The following is a 16,304-nucleotide window of genomic DNA, read 5'->3' on the forward strand; positions in this document are numbered from 1 at the left end:
CTACACCGGTAACTCGGGTTTCAACGGTCTGCTCATTAACGCCCCCAGCGCATCCTCAAGAGACAGCGCCCCCTCTAGCACCGCAACCACCTGTGCAGCGATTGGCAATTCTACGCCCAGACGATTGGCCAATGCATTGGTGGCCTTGGCGGTGGCAATGCCCTCTACGGTCTTGGCCAGATCGTGCTGTGCTGTCTGGGCCAAATGCAGACCAAAGGCAAAATTTCGAGATTGCGCAGATGTACAAGATAGTGCCAAATCCCCAAAACCAGACAGCCCATGCAATGTCTCGCGCATCGCCCCCATGGCTAAGGCAAGACGCGACATCTCTGCAAACCCACGCGTGATCAGGGCCGCACGCGCGCTTTCGCCTAGCCCCGCCCCCACGGCAAATCCACAGGCAATAGCATAGACGTTTTTCAACGCGCCCCCCAATTGCACCCCGGTGGGATCATCGGATAAATACAGACGCAGGCTCTTGGTGGTCAGGCGGTGTTGTAGCTCTGCGCCGATCTCGCGATCAAAGGCACCTATGGTCAGGGCCGTGGGTAACTGGCTGGCGATTTCGCTGGCAAATCCAGGGCCGCTTAGCACTGCGATTTGATCTTTGGGGATGAAATCCTGCGCTACATCTGATTGCAACAATCCGCTTGCCTGCTCGATACCCTTGCTGCACAAAACCACGGGCGCGCCAATGGCCGCCAATTCCATCTGCTCTAGTATTGTGCGCAACCTTTGCGCCGGCGTCACCACCAAGATAGCATCCGATCCCGCCAGCGCACTGCGCTCTGCCACGGGGGTCAGACTATCGGGCAGAGGGATATCCGGCAGATAGCGGGCATTGCGGCGGGTCTGGCGCATCCGCTGTATCTGATCCGCATCACGGCCCCATAACACCACAGAATGCTCCGCGGATGCCAATGAACACGCCAGCGCCGTACCAAAGGCCCCCGCGCCGATGACTGCGATTTTGCTCATGCTTTTGCTCCCTTTTTACCCGATCCAAGCATGGGGGCCGCGGTGCGATCCAGCGGCCAGCGCGGGCGCGCCGCCAATGTGAAATCATCCACATGGCCCGCCTGAAATTGCTCAAGCCCTGCCCATGCGATCATGGCGGCATTGTCTGTGCAATACTTCAACGGCGGCGCTAGAAATTCAAACCCCTCGGCCATGGCCACATCGCGTAGGGCCGCGCCCACGCATTGGTTTGCCGCCACGCCACCAGCTACGGCCAATACGGGGGCATCGCTGTGCGCCACATCGCGAAATGCCGCGATGGCGCGCGCGGTCTTCTTGGCCAAAGTCTGGGCAACTGCATGCTGAAAACTAGCACAGAGATCGGCCCGATCCCCCACGCTTAGCCCGCCTTTTTCGGCGATAATGTGATCGCGCGCACGGCGCAGGGCCGTTTTCAAACCTGAAAACGACATATCGCAATTGGGCCGATCCAACAGCGGGCGCGGAAAATTAAACCGCGCCGCATCGCCGTCTTGGGCTTCTTGCTCTACCAATGGCCCCCCAGGATATCCTAGGCCCAACAACTTGGCGGTTTTATCAAATGCCTCACCGGGGGCATCGTCAATGGTGCCCCCCAGCCTGCGAAATTCACCCGGCCCCAGTACCGCCAAGAACTGACAATGCCCGCCACTGACCAAGAGCATCAAATACGGATAGGCAATCCCATCGGTCATGCGCGGGGTCAGGGCGTGCCCAGCCAAATGGTTTACCCCAACCAAGGGTTTGCCAGATCCGGCAGATAGCCCCTTGGCCATCATCACTCCGCTCACCACACCGCCGATTAATCCAGGGCCGGCAGTTACCGCAATAGCATCCATATCCGCCAGCCTCAGGCCGGCCTGCACCAGTGCCTGTTCCACGGCGCCGTCCAGTCGCTCTGCATGGGCACGGGCGGCTATTTCGGGTACTACGCCGCCAAAATCCGCATGTAGCGCCTCTTGGCCGATCACCACAGAGGATAGAACATCGCCGCGTCCCGCGCAGGCGCGCACCACAGCCGCCGCCGTATCGTCACAGCTGCTCTCAATGCCCAGAATCGTTAAATTTTCGCCCACGCCCGCCTCGTAATTTGGTGCAAAATCTGCTATGGTGCCTAACATTCAATCAAGGCACAGGCAATGACACAGACCCCCGCAACGATTCTTATGACACGGCCTGCGCGCCAAGCCCAAGATTTCATCAGAGCCTTTGAACAGGTCACAGATCTATCCCCCCCCGTGATCTATGCCCCTGCATTGGATATCGAACCGATCGAATTTAACCCCAGCGGCCTGTGGCCTGCCATATTCACCTCGATGCATGCGCTTGATGCCTATTGCACCATCGCATTGGCACGCGGGGATGTGGTGGTGGTGGGGGAAATACTGGCCGAGGCCGCCCGCGGTCAGGGATTTACTGTGATCGGTACCTTTGCCACTGCGCATGAGCTTGCGCAAAACCTGCCCGACAGGGCGCAATATTACCGCGGTGAACAGGTTTCCGTTGATCTGGGGGCGGCGGCGATCGGCCTGGGCACTACCCTGTTTGAAACACAGGTCTACCGCCAAGGCTTTCGCCCGCTAACCCATCGCGCGCTTGAATCTCTGCGGGCAGGCGCAATTGTGCCGATTTTCTCGCATAATTCGGCGCTGAATATATGCGCGCAAATCCCCCACGGCATAGAACCTACATTCGTTGTGATCAGCGATCACGCCGCTAAACCACTGGTGGAATGGGGCTTTAGCCACATCGTGGTGGCCCATGCCCCCACACGTGGTGCTATGATATCGGCCCTGCGTACATATTTCTAAGCTCTGCGTCACTATATGGCGCTTGTGCTCTTTCCCTTGGCGTCTACAGTTCCTATATTAAGTACCGAAGTGATTTATCAGAAAGCTGTAACACATGGCCGATACACCCAAATCCCCGCGCGAAGATTTGGCCGAGGAGACCCTCGAACCCAAAGAGCAGGATGGCGTGGATACCCCCCCACATGCAGATACAGAACCGGCAGATACAGACCTGTCCGACGATCAAGATGCAGAGGATACAGATTTCGATCCGGCAGATGATGCCCCAGACCCGGCACAAGAAAACCTGCCCACAGAGGTCAAAAAGCCCCGCCGCATGGGGTTGAGGCTTGGCGCTGTATTGGTGGTGGCAGGGGGCGTTGGGGCGCTGGTTATGGGGCCAAAAATCGCCCCCATCCTGCCCGCAGGTCTGGCGCCGGTGGCCAATTTCCTAAGCCCTGGTCAAGCAGATGCCCGCGCAGAAATTGCAACCCTTAGAGAGGCGCAATCAGCACAGATCGCCAACCTACGTGCGGATTTTGAAACCCGCCTTAGCGCATTAGAACAAAAAACCCCCGCCCCAGACCTTAGCGGTGAAATCGCTGCCCTACAGGCCCGCGCACAGGGGCTGGCCGATCAGATCGCGGCCAACGATAGCCCCGAATTAGAGGGGCGTATTACCACCGCCGAAACCACATTGGCAGGCCTAAGCGCATGGGTAGACACCACCAACCAACGCCTGCTGGCCGCTGATGGCGGGGACGCCAGCCAAGATGCATCGGCCACACAGGCCATCATCCAATCCCTGCGCGCAGAGCTGGCAACCATCGCACAAAAGCAAGGCGAGATAACCCAGAAAATCGACGAAGTCAGCGTGGCCTCTACACGCCGCGTAGAACAGGCCAGCGAAACCGCCGCACAGACCGCCCAACAGGTGGAAACAACCCGCGCCCTAACAGTGATCGCAAATGCTCTGGAAAAGGGCACAGGTTTTGCCGAGGTCTTGGCCAATCTGGATACCGTACCGCCTGCGCTGGCCGATGTGGCCGACGGCGGGGTTAGCACCCTTGCACAGCTAAAGGACGAGTTCTCGCCCATTGCCCACGCGGCGCTGAAATTATCGCATAAACAAGACGCAGAGGCCGGCAACACTGGCCGCATTTCAGCGTTTTTCAAATCTCAGGTATCGCTGCGCTCACTTACGCCACAAGAGGGCGATAGCGTTGATGCGATCTTGTCACGTGTGCAGGGACATCTGGATGGCGATGATTTGGCGGCCGCACTGGCGCAAACCGATGCGCTATCGGATGATATCCGCGCCGTTATGGCGCCTTGGCTGATATCGGCACAGGCGCGCAATTCTGCACAGGTTGCCCTGACATCATTGCTGGAAAATTAAGGATTTAACATGCTCTGGACGATTACAAAATTCTTTCTGTTCGTGGCAATAATCGCCACCATTACCTATGCGGCTGGGCTGGTGATGGACACGGGCGGCTCTGTGGTGGTGGAATTTGGCGGCTACGAGCTGGCAATCACGCCCATTCAGGCGCTTATTGGCGTGCTGGTCTTGGTGCTGGCGCTGTGGCTATTGCAATATGCACTTGGTATATGCATGGCGGTGTTCCATTTCTTCAACGGTGATGAAACCTCGATTTCACGCTATTTCAACCGCAACCGCGAAGAGCGCGGCTATCAGGCGTTGACCGAGGGGTTGGTGGCATTGGCCGCTGGCGAGGGTAAACAGGCGATAGACAAGGCCGCCCAAGCCGAACGGTATCTGGATCGCCCGAACCTAACCAACCTGATGAATGCCACGGCCGCCGAGGCATCGGGGGATACCAAACGCGCGACCAAATACTACAAACGCCTGCTGACCGAGGATCAGACCCGTTTTGTCGGGGTGCAAGGATTGATGAAACAGAAATTGGCTGAGGGCGAAACCGATGTTGCCCTGCGCCTTGCCGAGAAGGCCTTTTCCCTACGTCCCAGCCACAATGATACACAAACTGCCCTGTTTGAATTGCAAACCAAGGGCGGCGCATGGGATGGCGCGCAAAAAACCCTAGAGGCCTCGGTGCGCGCGGGGCATTTGCCGCGCGATGTGGCGCGTCGCCGTGATGCGATCCTGTTGCTAGAACAATCCCGCGCCCTGCTGGATGCGGGGGATATTGACGCGGGAAAACAGGCCGCAATCGAGGCTAATAAATCCGCGCCCGCATTGGTACCTGCCGCCGTGTTGGCCGCAGAAATGCATATGCTAGACGATAACAAACGTGCCGCCAGTGCCGTGATTAAAAAATCATGGGGGCTGAACCCGCATCCAGATTTGGCGGGGGCCTTTGCGGATATCGCACCGGATGAAACCAGCACTCAGCGTCTGAAACGCTTTGGCGTGTTGACCCGCCAAAATAGTGATAACCCGGAGACCAAATTGTTAACCGCCGAACTGGCGCTGGCGGATGAGGATTTCCCCGCCGCACGCCGCGCCGCGCGCGAATTGGCAGAAACCACGCCCACCACGCGGTCCTTGTCTATCATGGCGGCGATTGAAAAAGGCGAGGGCGCCGATGACAAAACCGTGCGCGCATGGTTGAACAAGGCGCTGAATGCCCCACGCGGATCGCAATGGATATGTGACAGCTGTTCAAATATCCACAGCACTTGGCAATCTAGGTGCCAGAATTGCGACAGCTTTGATACCCTAACATGGCGCGCAGTTCCAGATATGCCACAGCCTAACAGCGCAGAGACACTGGGCTTTACTGCTGGGGTAATCACCAGCGATGCCAGTGAAGAGCAGGGCGTGAAAGAGGGTGAAATAATCGACGCAAAGCCAGCAGATTAAGTCGTAACGACCCCTTGGATGGCGCGCGCCACCATTAAATTAAACAGGGTGCTGTATCGGCCAAAATCTAAGAGTAGGGGCCGCTCATGGGCATTCCTCGGGATTCAATAGCCCATGGGCCACCAAACACTCGGCCCAAGCCTGCGCATCTGTGAACACATGCCCGCGCCAGCCACGCGCCTGTGCAGCGGCAATGTTTTCTGGGCGATCATCCACAAACAAAAGATCCTGAACAGGCAGGCCAAGCGCCATTTCAACATGGGCATAGATTTTAGGGTCTGGCTTGATCAGCCGTAAATCCCCCGATACAAACCGCTGATCGAATTCCTTTAGGTAGGGGAATTTTTGATCAGAAATGGCCAAGGCCTCGGCATTGAAATTGGTTAAGGCAAAGGTGGCAATGCCACGTGCACGCAGCGCGCGATTTAGCGCAACCGATCCCTCAATCGTTGGCCCTGCCATATCGTTCCAATGGCTGTACCATAGACCAATTTCACCCGCCCATTGTGGGTGGCGAGCGGCCAGATCGGCCACCGTGGCCTGAAATGGCGCCCCAGCATCGATGCGCTGATGCACCGCCATAATATCGGTATCGGTAAAAAACCGTGCCCGCGCTTGGGCGCCGATCTGGCTGTCATAAAAGCGATGCGGATCCCATTCGATCAACACATTGCCAATGTCAAATATCACCGCTTGAATAGGCATTAGGCCTCCCGAATGGCGGCGCGCAATTCGCGCTCTAGGCTGTTAAGGAAATTTGATCGATCCGCCTTGCCAAAGGGTTTGCCACCTCCCTGATGAAAAGGATCGGCGGCGCGCAGATCGGCCATCAAATCACGGGTAGCCAGCTGATTCCCGATATTGGCGGGGGTGAACATATCGCCGTTATGACGGATGGTGCGCGCACCGTTGGCCACGGTTTTGGCGGCCAGCGGGATATCGCCCGTAATCACCACATCGCCCCGCGTGGCGCGATCGGCGATCCACATATCGGCCACATCCGGCCCATCGGGCACGATCACGTTTTCGACCAATGGGTGGGGATTGGGGCGCAGGCCGCCATTGGACACGATATAGACCTTGCATTTGTGGCGCTCGGCCACGCGCACCACCTCTGCCTTTACGGGGCAGGCATCGGCGTCTACGTAGACCGCGCTCATGTGTCTATCTCTGGCTTTGGCATGCGTTGCCACGCATCAAATCCCGCGGCCTTATAGGCCTCGGCCAATGTGGGATAGTTGAATGTGTTCTCGATGAAATAATCCACCGTGCCCTTTAGGTTCATCACCGCTTGGCCAATATGGATCAGTTCGGTCGCCCCCTCGCCCATGATCTGTACGCCCAGCAGGCGGCGGGTTTTCAGGCTGATCAGCATCTTTAGAATGCCCTGATCAATGCCCATGATATTGCCGCGGCTGGTCTCGCGAAATTTACCAATCCCCACCTCATAGGCGATGCCGCGCTCCTGTAGCTCTTCTTCGGACATTCCGCAGGTAGAAATTTCAGGAACCGCATAAATACCATATGGAAACCACGGCGAGCTGGGCAGGGTTTTTTCACCCATGGCATGACAACAGGCAATTCGTCCTTGGGATGCAGAGGTGGATGCAAGTGATGGAAATCCGATTACATCGCCCGCCGCATAGATATGGGGCTGGCTGGTCTGATGGGTGGCCTTATCTACGCTAATGCGGCCACGATGGTCGGTTTCCACATCACAGGCTGCAAGGTTCAGCTGATCTGTGGCCCCCATGCGCCCCGCCGCAAACAACAACATATCCGCCACGGCGGTACGCTTGTTCTCGGTGGTGACGCGGATGCAATCGCCCTCTTCCTTGACCGCGATCACCTGAGAGCCCAGCCGAAGATCCAGCCCCGCATCGCGGATTTCATGGGTGAACTCTTGGATCAAGGTTTTGTCCACAAAATCAAGGAAACTGTCGCGCGGCTCTATCAATGTTACCTTTACGTCTAGTGCCTGCATCATCGTGGCATATTCTACACCAATAACGCCCGCACCAATCACGATCAAACTGCGGGGCAGCTCCTTTAGCTCGATGATCTCGTCGCTGTCCACCACGGTGGTGCCATTAAACGGGATATAGTCGGGGCGAAAGGGGCGCGTGCCCGTGCACAGCATAAAGCGCTCGGCGCTAAAGGTATGGGTCTCGCCATCGCGCCCGGATACTGTGATGGATTTTGCATCCACAAAGCGTGCATCCCCATGCAGGGTCTTCACATAATTGCGCGAGAACATGTGCTCTAGGTTGTCCACCTCGAAATTTAGGGTCTTGCGCAGACGCTGGCGCAGGTCCTCGGCCTTGATCACATCCTTGGCGCGGTAACTGCGGCCATAAAAACTGCGCTCGCGGTAGCCGGATAGATTCATGATGGTTTCGCGCAATGTCTTAGAGGGGATGGTGCCGGTGTGAACAGATACGCCCCCCACCTCGCGGCCCCGTTCCACCACCAATACCTTGCGCTTTAGCTTGCCTGCCTGAATGGCGGCGGCGCGACCTGCGGGGCCGCTGCCAATAACGATCAGATCAAAATGCTCCATGCGGCCTCCTATTGCCTAGTTACACAGCGCCGCTGCGTGGTGCTTGATATGGTCTTCCATCAGGCTGGAAATAAAGAAATAGCTATGATCATAGCCCCCGTGCATGCGCACAATCCCGGCCTGAGTGCGCGCCTGCATCGCATCCCTTAGGGCATCTGTGCGCAGCAGGGTGATGAACTCATCGGCCTCTCCCTGATCAATCAACACATTCCCCGGGTAGCCAAGCGTTGCCATCAAATGCGTGGCATCGTGATTCAGCCATGTGGTCTCGTCATCGCCCAAATAGGCGCTGAATTGCTTGCGCCCCCAATCAGATTGGCTGGGCTGGGCAATGGGCGCAAAGGCTGACACAGATTTATATTGATCGGGCAGGCGCATCGCCATGGTCAGCGCACCATGCCCGCCCATGGAATGGCCAGTGATGCCCTGACGATCAGCCATGATGGGAAATTCTTCGGTCACCAAATCCTGTAGCTCGGCGGTGATATAATCCCACATCTGAAAATGCGGCGCCCATGGCTCTTGTGTGGCATTTACATAAAACCCTGCGCCTTGACCCAAATCATAGGCGCCGTCATTGGCCACATCGCCCCCACGCGGGGATGTATCGGGGAACACCAGCGCCAATCCATGCTGGGCCGCAAATCCCTGTGCGGCGGCCTTGGTCATGGCATTTTCATGGGTACAGGTCAGCCCCGATAGAAACCACAAAACAGGCACAGGGGCGACCTTGGCCTGTGGCGGTAAATATACCGCAAAGGTCATATCGCAATTGCACAGATCAGAGGCGTGTTTGTAAACACTTTGTTCGCCACCAAAACAGTGGTTCTGGGAAATCAACTCCATCTGCTAGAATTCCACCACGGCGCGGATCGACTTTCCCTGATGCATCAGCTCGAAACCCTCGTTGATTTGATCCAGCGATAATTTATGGGTGATCATTGGATCGATCTCGATCTTGCCATCCATGTACCAATCAACAATCTTTGGCACATCCGTGCGCCCAGATGCGCCGCCAAATGCGGTGCCGCGCCAGACGCGCCCGGTGACCAGCTGAAAGGGCCGCGTGGAAATTTCGGCACCCGCGGGGGCCACACCGATAATCACGCTCTCGCCCCAACCCTTGTGCGCGGCCTCTAGGGCTGTGCGCATAACGCCTACATTGCCCGTGGCATCAAATGTGTAATCCGCACCACCACCGGTTAGATCCACCAAATGCGCCACCAAATCACCCTCGACATCGCCGGGGTTTACAAAATCGGTCATGCCGAACTTGGTCGCCATCTCAACCTTGCTGTTATTTAAATCAACGCCAACGATCTGATCGGCACCCGCCAGTTTAAGACCCTGAACCACATTTAACCCAATACCGCCCAGACCAAACACAATCGCCGTTGAACCAATTTCCACCTTGGCCGTATTGATCACCGCACCAATCCCCGTGGTAACCCCACAACCGATATAGCAAATCTTGTCAAAAGGCGCATCCTTGCGCACCTTGGCCAGTGCAATTTCCGGCACCACCGTGTGGTTGGCAAATGTTGAACACCCCATATAATGATGGATCGGGGTGCCATCCATCATTGAAAACCGTGTGGAACCATCGGGCAACAATCCCGCGCCCTGCGTGGATCGGATTTTCTGACACAGGTTGGTTTTGGGGTTCAGACAGTATTCGCACTCGCGGCATTCTGGCGTGTACAGCGGGATCACATGATCCCCCACCGCAAGGCTGGTTACACCTTCGCCCACCTCTATCACCACACCGGCGCCTTCGTGGCCCAAAATTGCGGGGAAGATACCCTCGGGGTCATCGCCAGATCGGGTAAATTCGTCGGTGTGGCACAGGCCCGTGGCCTTGATCTCTACCAAGACCTCACCGGCGCGCGGGGCCTCCAGCTGTACATCCATAACCTCTAGTGGTTTTCCGGCCTCAAGGGCCACTGCGGCGCGTGTAATCATTGCGTTTCTCCCCAATATGTTTTTATCTAAGCCCACTTTGCGATGCGAGGCTATTATTTACAATGCGAATTCATCCCCTTTTTTGCGCGATTGCGACGCTTGTCGCCCTTGGCGGGTTGTCGGCCTGTGAACCCATAGAGCCAGACACCCCACCACAACCGGCCCCAACAGACCAAAACAATGGCCAAGTCTGCCCCGCCGATTACCACCAGCGCCTGCTGTGGCAACCAGATACAATTCTTCAGACGATGAAATTTGATGCCAAAACCCGCATCATCCGTCCCGGCATGGCCGTAACCATGGACCACCGCCCAAATCGGATGAACATTGTGATTGGCACATCTGGGCGGATTGAGCGGGTCTATTGCGGTTAACCATTAAGCATTTCTTTAACCTTTCGGACAAATTGTAGTCCCAAAGGGGATTTCTATGCGCCGGTTTTTTATCATCACTGCCCTATTCGGGGTCTGCCTGTTCTGGGCGGGCGCGGCGGTGGCAGAAAAGCCCAAGGTTACGGCAATGATGTGGGGCGGGCTGAAATACCCGAACTCGCTATCCCCCACAGACGAGGGTAATATCGGCTCTGATGCCACCTTTCGCCTAGAGGTCGATTTCGGCTGGCGCTGGGGGCGGGGGCGCTTGGTGCCCTTCCTAACCACATTCACCCAATCCGATAGCGCGGGATATGCCTATAACGCCAAGCAGAAAATCGGCCTTGGCCTTGCGCTGAAATACAAAATCAAACAGCGCCATAACCTGTCCTTCTCTGTGAAATACGAAACCGACTATCGATATCGCACCTTTGAATTCACCGAGGGCGCCTCTGCGGCCATAGGCTATGATTTTTATCGCCGCTGGCAGGGGGAACAGCGCCGCGCAACCACATTGGCGATCTGGTCAAATGCCCGCTACCCCGGATCGGTGGCCAGCAACGACCGCGATAACCTAATCGTTCAGGGCCAAGCCAAGCTGACCCGCAGTATGTCATTGGGGAACAGTGCCTTTAGTGCCGGTGTCTTCACCCGTGTGGGGCTGTTTTGGGATTCCAAGAAACAGGCGATTAACAACAAGAAGCAACCCTTCAATAACAAAGCGCAATTTGATCTGGGCCTAGAGCTAAAGCGCAAGGTGGCGAAATTTGACGTCAGCCTATACGCCATGCACCGCACCGATCATCGATCTGTGCTGAATGAACACTATAACGGCGTGGTGGTGGGCATGTCGTTCTTTCGCCGCTTTGAAGACTTTGGCCAAAAACGGGCTAAGGAAAAGCGCCGCGCGTGGTGGCGGCGCAAGAAGGGCTAGATCAGGCCAACACGGGCGCGAATCCCATGCTCGCGCAGCGATACCACCTGCCCCAACCATTCATCAGAATCGTTATCGGCCATCCACGCCAATGCCTTGGCGGGCCAGCTGACGGGGATATGCTCATCCCACGGAATTTGGGATACGGGGTTTACCCCTGAATCCGCAATCACATGCTGCATGTCGGTGGCCACAGTGCCGGGCGATAGAACCAAAGCACGGATGCCGTTTGCGGCCTCTTCTTTGTGCAGACAGGCGTTCAAATGATGCACCGCGGCCTTGGATGCACAGTAATGCGACCACCCCTCCAGCGCAGATGTCGCCGCGCCAGACCCGATGGTGATGATGGTGCCCCCGCCCTGTGCCTTCATCAGCGGTAGCGCGTGGCGGATGCCGTGAAACGCGCCCTTGGTGTTGATATCCAACACCATTGCCCATGCCTCTGGGTCGGCCTCTTCTAGGCGTTCTACCGGATCAATAATCCCCGCATTGTTGATCACAATATCCAGCGATCCAAAATGATCTCGCGCCGTCTGCATCAGATTTTGCACCGCATCGCTGTTGGCCACATCACAGGGCACCGATAGGGCGCGCGCCCCAAGACTGGCGGCCAGCTTCTGTACGGGCTTGGTGCTGCGCGCAGAAACCACCACATTGGCGCCTAGCGAATAAAATTCGCGTGCGGTTGCCTCGCCAATGCCACGCGATGCACCAGTAATTACAACGGTTTTTCCTGTGAAATCTGTCATGATATATCCTTTTAAACCTCGAATATCTGAAATGGTGAGTTCATCATGGTATACCTGTAATCAAATGACCAGCGCGAGGGGGTCAATTCTGCTGAGCTGGCGCAATCTTTGCCAAATTTATCTACCTATGGTTCATTTGTACCCCGTTTGTGTGTTGCCCATGGCCGCGCACAGGCTTAAGGTCTGCGCAGAAACGCCTTGCTCTTCGAAAGGAACCAAAATGAATTTTAAGAACTCAATTTTTACCACTTCTGCCTTTGTGGCCCTGACAACCACCACGGCCTTTGCTGATGCTGGCTCTACACAGGTGCTGAACGATTATTTCCAGTTTATCGAAAAATCACCGCTGGTCCTGAATGTGTCCAACAAGGCCGATAACCTGCGCAGCACCAAATGGTCTGGTATTTCGATCGCCTCCGAGGATGGAAATTTTGTGATCAATATTCCATGGGTCGAAGTAAAGGCAGGCCTGCTGGGTGGCCACACCATGAGCTTCGCTGAGAAATCAGATGGCATCATTCAGGGCGGCGAATTGGGTAGCACCGAAAAGGTGTTGTTCGAGGTTACCCACCAAGGGTTCGAAATGACTGTCACCGGCGATGAAGATGACCGCAGCTTCGAAGGATCATACGCAGAGATGGGCATCGCCAGCCTGCCTGGATCGTTCATCACCTTTGATATGGATCTGTCTGGTGGGCAAAGTATCGCCAATATCAAAAAGGGCGCAACCGATGTATTCACCGGCCGCTTCTCGGTGGCAGACAGCAAGATCACCTATGATTTCGATATCGAGGGCCAAAAAACCGACGCTGATATGACCATGACGGGCCTATCTGGTGACTATGTTCTGGATTGGGACAGCACGATTAATCTGGATGACCCTAGAAATACCATAGAGGCGCTAAAGCAGTTCTCGATGAACTATGTGGTACAAAAGACCACATCCAAAACCAATGTAAACGCAGGGCTTGGCCCCATGAGCATCGATGTCACTTCGGGCCTAAATCAGGCGCGCATGGGTTTTGTAAACAAAGAGTTTGATATGAGCACCAGCGCCCGCGATATGGTGTATCGCGTGGCTGGCATGGGCCTACCCCCCATGAAGGTCACCTTTGACAATGCCGAAATGGGCTTTGGGTTTCCTTTCGACAACGTTGCAAAGGCCAAATCAGCAGACCTAAAAATGAAACTGCTGGGCCTAGAGATGGAAGAGACCCTGTGGTCAATGTTTGACCCATTGCAGAAACTGCCGCGCACGAAGGCCGATCTGGATATCGATGTGAATGCACAGGTAATCTGGGATAAGAAAATCGCAGAAATCGACCCAGATACCCAAGAGCCACCGATGAGATTTGAATCCGTGAACATCAATGCGTTGAATCTGCGCGCCGTGGGCGCAGACCTAAAGGCAAATGGCTCGCTGGATATCAATAACGCCAGCTTCCCACCCGTACCAACAGGCGAGCTGAATATCGATCTGGCAGGCTCTAGCCAATTGCTAGATGCGCTGACCGCCGCAGGTCTGTTGCCCGCACAACAGGCACTGATGGCACGCGGTATGATGGGCATGTTCTTTAAATCAGGTGCAGGGGATACCCTGAACTCGGTTATCGAATTCACACCGAATGGTGGCATCATGGCCAATGGCGTGCCGATTAAATAACAGGACACCAAATGACATCTTCCCTATCTGATACCGCACACCAGCTCCTGGAAATTGCCGCTCAGGCTGGCGCAGATAGCGCAGATGTCTTGGTTGTAGATGGCACATCACACTCTATCGAGGTGCGCGCAGGCGCCCTCGAACATGCAGAACGCGCCGAGGGTATTGATATCGGCCTGCGGGTGATCATGAATGATCGCCAAGCATCGGTTTCCGCCTCGAACCTTAGCGTCGAGGTGATGCGCGATATGGCCGCCCGCGCGGTGGCCATGGCCAACCAAGCCCCCCAAGATCCCTATTGCGGGCTGGCCTCATCTGATCAATTGGCCAAATCATGGGATGTAGATGCGCTGGACCTATACGATGCCACATCCCCCCCCAGCGCCGCAGAATTGCAACAGGCGGCCCTATCCGCCGAGGCCGCGGCCCTGGCTGTAGAGGGTGTAGATCAGGCCCAATCCGCCGCCGCAGGTTATTCCGATGTGGGCATTCATCTGGCCACATCCAATGGGTTTTCTGGTGGCTATAGCCGCTCTACGCATTCGCTGTCCTGTGTTGCTATTTCTGGCACCGGTGCCGAAATGGAACGCGACTGGTCTGGCGAGGCCTTCGCACATCATCACCAGCTACCCACCCCAGAATTTATCGGCACACAGGCCGGTACGCGTGCGGTCGCACGCCGCGGTGCCATTCGCCCACCCACCGGCACCTATCCGGTGCTGTTTGATGAACGCATTTCTTCAACCCTGATCGGCCATCTGGCCGGCGCTATTAACGGTACCTCTATTGTGCGCGGCTCTAGCTGGCTAAAGGACGATATGGGCGCACAGATTTTGCCCAAGGGCATGGACCTGTTCGAAGACCCCAGCCGCATGCATGCCTCTGGGTCTAAACCCTTTGATGCCGAAGGCCTGCCAGTGGCCCCGCGCCACCTGTTTAAGGATGGGCAATTACAAGGCTGGACGCTTGATCTGGCCACCGCACGCCAATTGGGCCTAAACTCTAGCGCCAATGCCACGCGCGGCGTTAGCGCGCCCCCCAGCCCCAGCGCGGGTAACCTGACCCTGACCAGCGGTGAAAACACCCGCGAACAGCTGATTGCGGATATGGGAACGGGGCTGATCATCACATCCCTGATCGGATCGACCATCAATCCCAATACGGGCGATTATTCGCGCGGGGCGGCGGGGCTGTGGGTGGAAAACGGCGCGGTCACGGCCGTGGTAAATGAATGCACGGTGGCGGGGAACCTGCGCGAAATGCTGGGCGGGATGATCGCGGCCAATGATGCGCGCCCCCATCTGTCGCGCGTGGTGCCCAGCCTCTTGGTCGAAGGGCTAACAATTGCCGGCGCCTGATCTGAATTTGCTGATATCGGCGGCACAAGAGGCAGGCGCAATTGGTATGCGCCACTTTGGTAATGCGCCACAGGTCTGGGACAAGGGTGGCGATGCTGGCCCTGTATCCGAGGCGGATCTGGAAATTGACCAAATGTTGCAATCAAAATTTCAGCAGGCCCGCCCGGATTACGGCATCCTGTCAGAAGAGACCGATGACAGCACCGCGCGCCTTGATACCGCGCGCCAATTTATCATCGACCCCATCGATGGTACGCGTAGCTTCATCAACCACCACGAAAACTGGGCAACCTCGCTGGCCATTGCACAGGGTGGTGTGATCACCGATGCGGTGGTGTTCCTACCTGCCAAGAACCTGTTCTATGCGGCCTCGCGCGGCCAAGGGGCCACTCTGAATGGTGAAAAAATATCGGTCAACAACCGCACCGCCCTGCGCGGTGCGCGGTTTCTGGCATCTGGTTCGCAAACCTGCCGTGCGCTCTGGGCCCAGAACCCCCCGCCAATCGAACGCCACTTCCGGTCTTCGTTGGCCTATCGCCTGTGTCTGGTGGCGCAGGGACGCTTTGATGGTATGCTGACCCTGCGGCGCACATGGGAATGGGATGTGGCGGCGGGGCACTTGATCTGCACCGAGGCAGGGGTCAAGGTCACCTGCCAAGACGGCCAAGAGCCGCGCTATAATGCGCCTGGCGCCTGTATGAACGGCATGATCGCGGCCAATCCAGAGCTGCATGGGCAGCTAATGCAATACCTCTGATCCGGTTGTAAATTCCCAATTCAGGGCGTAAACATGCCGTGCAGGGCACGTAATTTAATTCAAAGGAGAGCTTATGCCTCAACGGTTGCATTTGGTTTTCGGCGGAGAGCTGAAAGATCCTACAAGAAAAGAGTTTAAAAACTGCGAAGAGATCGACCTGGTTGGCGTTTTTCCCAACTACGAGGCGGCCTATAACGCATGGAAATCCAAGGCGCATATGACGGTGGATAACGCACATGCTCGCTATTTCATCGCCCATCTTCACCGCCTGCGTGACGAAGAACAACCGGCATCCCCGACAGAAGAGTTGGGCTAA

The 16,304-nt window shown here is 56.4% G+C and carries 17 protein-coding genes; 9 read left to right on the forward strand and 8 right to left on the reverse strand.

What is annotated here, in order from left to right:
- Both QQL62_RS09640 and tsaD read right to left on the reverse strand, forming a co-directional pair.
- The gene (locus QQL62_RS09640; RefSeq protein ID WP_284378306.1) at positions 1-978 is read right to left on the reverse strand and encodes an NAD(P)H-dependent glycerol-3-phosphate dehydrogenase; all 978 of its coding nucleotides are present in this window, start codon (positions 976-978) and stop codon (positions 1-3) included.
- Positions 975-2,117: a tRNA (adenosine(37)-N6)-threonylcarbamoyltransferase complex transferase subunit TsaD gene (gene tsaD, locus QQL62_RS09645; protein WP_431355759.1), complete on the reverse strand. Its 1,143-nt coding sequence runs from the start codon at positions 2,115-2,117 to the stop codon at positions 975-977. The genes QQL62_RS09640 and tsaD overlap by 4 nt, the downstream gene beginning before the upstream one ends.
- Before the next feature lie 18 nt (positions 2,118-2,135).
- Between tsaD and QQL62_RS09650 the strand changes: the two genes are divergently transcribed.
- From QQL62_RS09650 to QQL62_RS09660, 3 genes are all read left to right on the forward strand, one after another.
- A complete protein-coding gene (locus QQL62_RS09650) occupies positions 2,136-2,807 on the forward strand; it encodes a uroporphyrinogen-III synthase (protein ID WP_284378309.1) in 672 nt (223 codons plus the stop codon).
- 94 nt (positions 2,808-2,901) lie between these two features.
- Positions 2,902-4,185 (forward strand): COG4223 family protein, encoded by a 1,284-nt coding sequence (locus QQL62_RS09655; RefSeq protein WP_284378311.1) that lies wholly within the window; start codon positions 2,902-2,904, stop codon positions 4,183-4,185.
- Between the two features lie 9 nt (positions 4,186-4,194).
- Positions 4,195-5,634 carry a heme biosynthesis protein HemY gene (locus QQL62_RS09660; protein ID WP_284378312.1) on the forward strand — a complete coding sequence of 480 codons (1,440 nt, stop codon included), beginning with the start codon at positions 4,195-4,197 and terminating at the stop codon, positions 5,632-5,634.
- Between the two features lie 84 nt (positions 5,635-5,718).
- Here the strand turns inward: QQL62_RS09660 and QQL62_RS09665 are convergent, their stop codons facing one another.
- Genes QQL62_RS09665 through QQL62_RS09685 form a run of 5 tightly spaced genes read right to left on the reverse strand, consistent with a single transcriptional unit; the run spans position 5,719 to position 10,156 of the window.
- Complete coding sequence (locus QQL62_RS09665) at positions 5,719-6,339, reverse strand: HAD family hydrolase (protein ID WP_284378315.1); 621 nt, start codon at positions 6,337-6,339, stop codon at positions 5,719-5,721.
- Entirely contained in the window at positions 6,339-6,794 is a 456-nt protein-coding gene (locus QQL62_RS09670) for a YaiI/YqxD family protein (RefSeq protein WP_284378318.1), read from the reverse strand. The genes QQL62_RS09665 and QQL62_RS09670 overlap by 1 nt, the downstream gene beginning before the upstream one ends.
- Positions 6,791-8,194 carry a Si-specific NAD(P)(+) transhydrogenase gene (sthA, locus tag QQL62_RS09675; protein WP_284378319.1) on the reverse strand — a complete coding sequence of 468 codons (1,404 nt, stop codon included), beginning with the start codon at positions 8,192-8,194 and terminating at the stop codon, positions 6,791-6,793. Before sthA ends, QQL62_RS09670 begins: the two co-directional genes overlap by 4 nt.
- Before the next feature lie 15 nt (positions 8,195-8,209).
- Positions 8,210-9,040, reverse strand: coding sequence for an S-formylglutathione hydrolase (fghA, locus tag QQL62_RS09680; protein ID WP_284378321.1), 831 nt, complete (start codon positions 9,038-9,040; stop codon positions 8,210-8,212).
- 3 nt (positions 9,041-9,043) lie between these two features.
- Complete coding sequence (locus tag QQL62_RS09685) at positions 9,044-10,156, reverse strand: S-(hydroxymethyl)glutathione dehydrogenase/class III alcohol dehydrogenase (protein ID WP_284378324.1); 1,113 nt, start codon at positions 10,154-10,156, stop codon at positions 9,044-9,046.
- Between the two features lie 62 nt (positions 10,157-10,218).
- Between QQL62_RS09685 and QQL62_RS09690 the strand changes: the two genes are divergently transcribed.
- Both QQL62_RS09690 and QQL62_RS09695 read left to right on the forward strand, forming a co-directional pair.
- On the forward strand, positions 10,219-10,530 hold the full coding sequence (locus QQL62_RS09690) for an I78 family peptidase inhibitor (protein ID WP_284378327.1): 312 nt from the start codon (positions 10,219-10,221) through the stop codon (positions 10,528-10,530).
- A 55-nt stretch (positions 10,531-10,585) separates the two neighbouring features.
- Positions 10,586-11,461, forward strand: a complete 876-nt coding sequence (locus QQL62_RS09695; protein WP_284378329.1) for a hypothetical protein — start codon at positions 10,586-10,588, stop codon at positions 11,459-11,461.
- Here QQL62_RS09695 and QQL62_RS09700 read toward each other — a convergent pair.
- Entirely contained in the window at positions 11,458-12,210 is a 753-nt protein-coding gene (locus QQL62_RS09700; protein WP_284378331.1) for an SDR family oxidoreductase, read from the reverse strand. The genes QQL62_RS09695 and QQL62_RS09700 overlap by 4 nt on opposite strands.
- A gap of 220 nt (positions 12,211-12,430) precedes the next feature.
- On the opposite strand from QQL62_RS09700, the gene QQL62_RS09705 reads away from it, so the two are divergent.
- From QQL62_RS09705 to QQL62_RS09720, 4 genes are all read left to right on the forward strand, one after another.
- Complete coding sequence (locus QQL62_RS09705; protein ID WP_284378333.1) at positions 12,431-13,873, forward strand: DUF2125 domain-containing protein; 1,443 nt, start codon at positions 12,431-12,433, stop codon at positions 13,871-13,873.
- Positions 13,874-13,884: 11 nt separating this feature from the next.
- Positions 13,885-15,231 carry a TldD/PmbA family protein gene (locus QQL62_RS09710; protein WP_284378335.1) on the forward strand — a complete coding sequence of 449 codons (1,347 nt, stop codon included), beginning with the start codon at positions 13,885-13,887 and terminating at the stop codon, positions 15,229-15,231.
- The gene (locus tag QQL62_RS09715) at positions 15,218-15,988 is read left to right on the forward strand and encodes an inositol monophosphatase family protein (protein WP_284378338.1); all 771 of its coding nucleotides are present in this window, start codon (positions 15,218-15,220) and stop codon (positions 15,986-15,988) included. The genes QQL62_RS09710 and QQL62_RS09715 overlap by 14 nt, the downstream gene beginning before the upstream one ends.
- A gap of 73 nt (positions 15,989-16,061) precedes the next feature.
- Positions 16,062-16,304, forward strand: coding sequence for a DUF4170 domain-containing protein (locus tag QQL62_RS09720; RefSeq protein WP_284378339.1), 243 nt, complete (start codon positions 16,062-16,064; stop codon positions 16,302-16,304).

This window comes from Amylibacter marinus, from assembly GCF_030160015.1.
Lineage (GTDB): Bacteria > Pseudomonadota > Alphaproteobacteria > Rhodobacterales > Rhodobacteraceae > Amylibacter > Amylibacter marinus.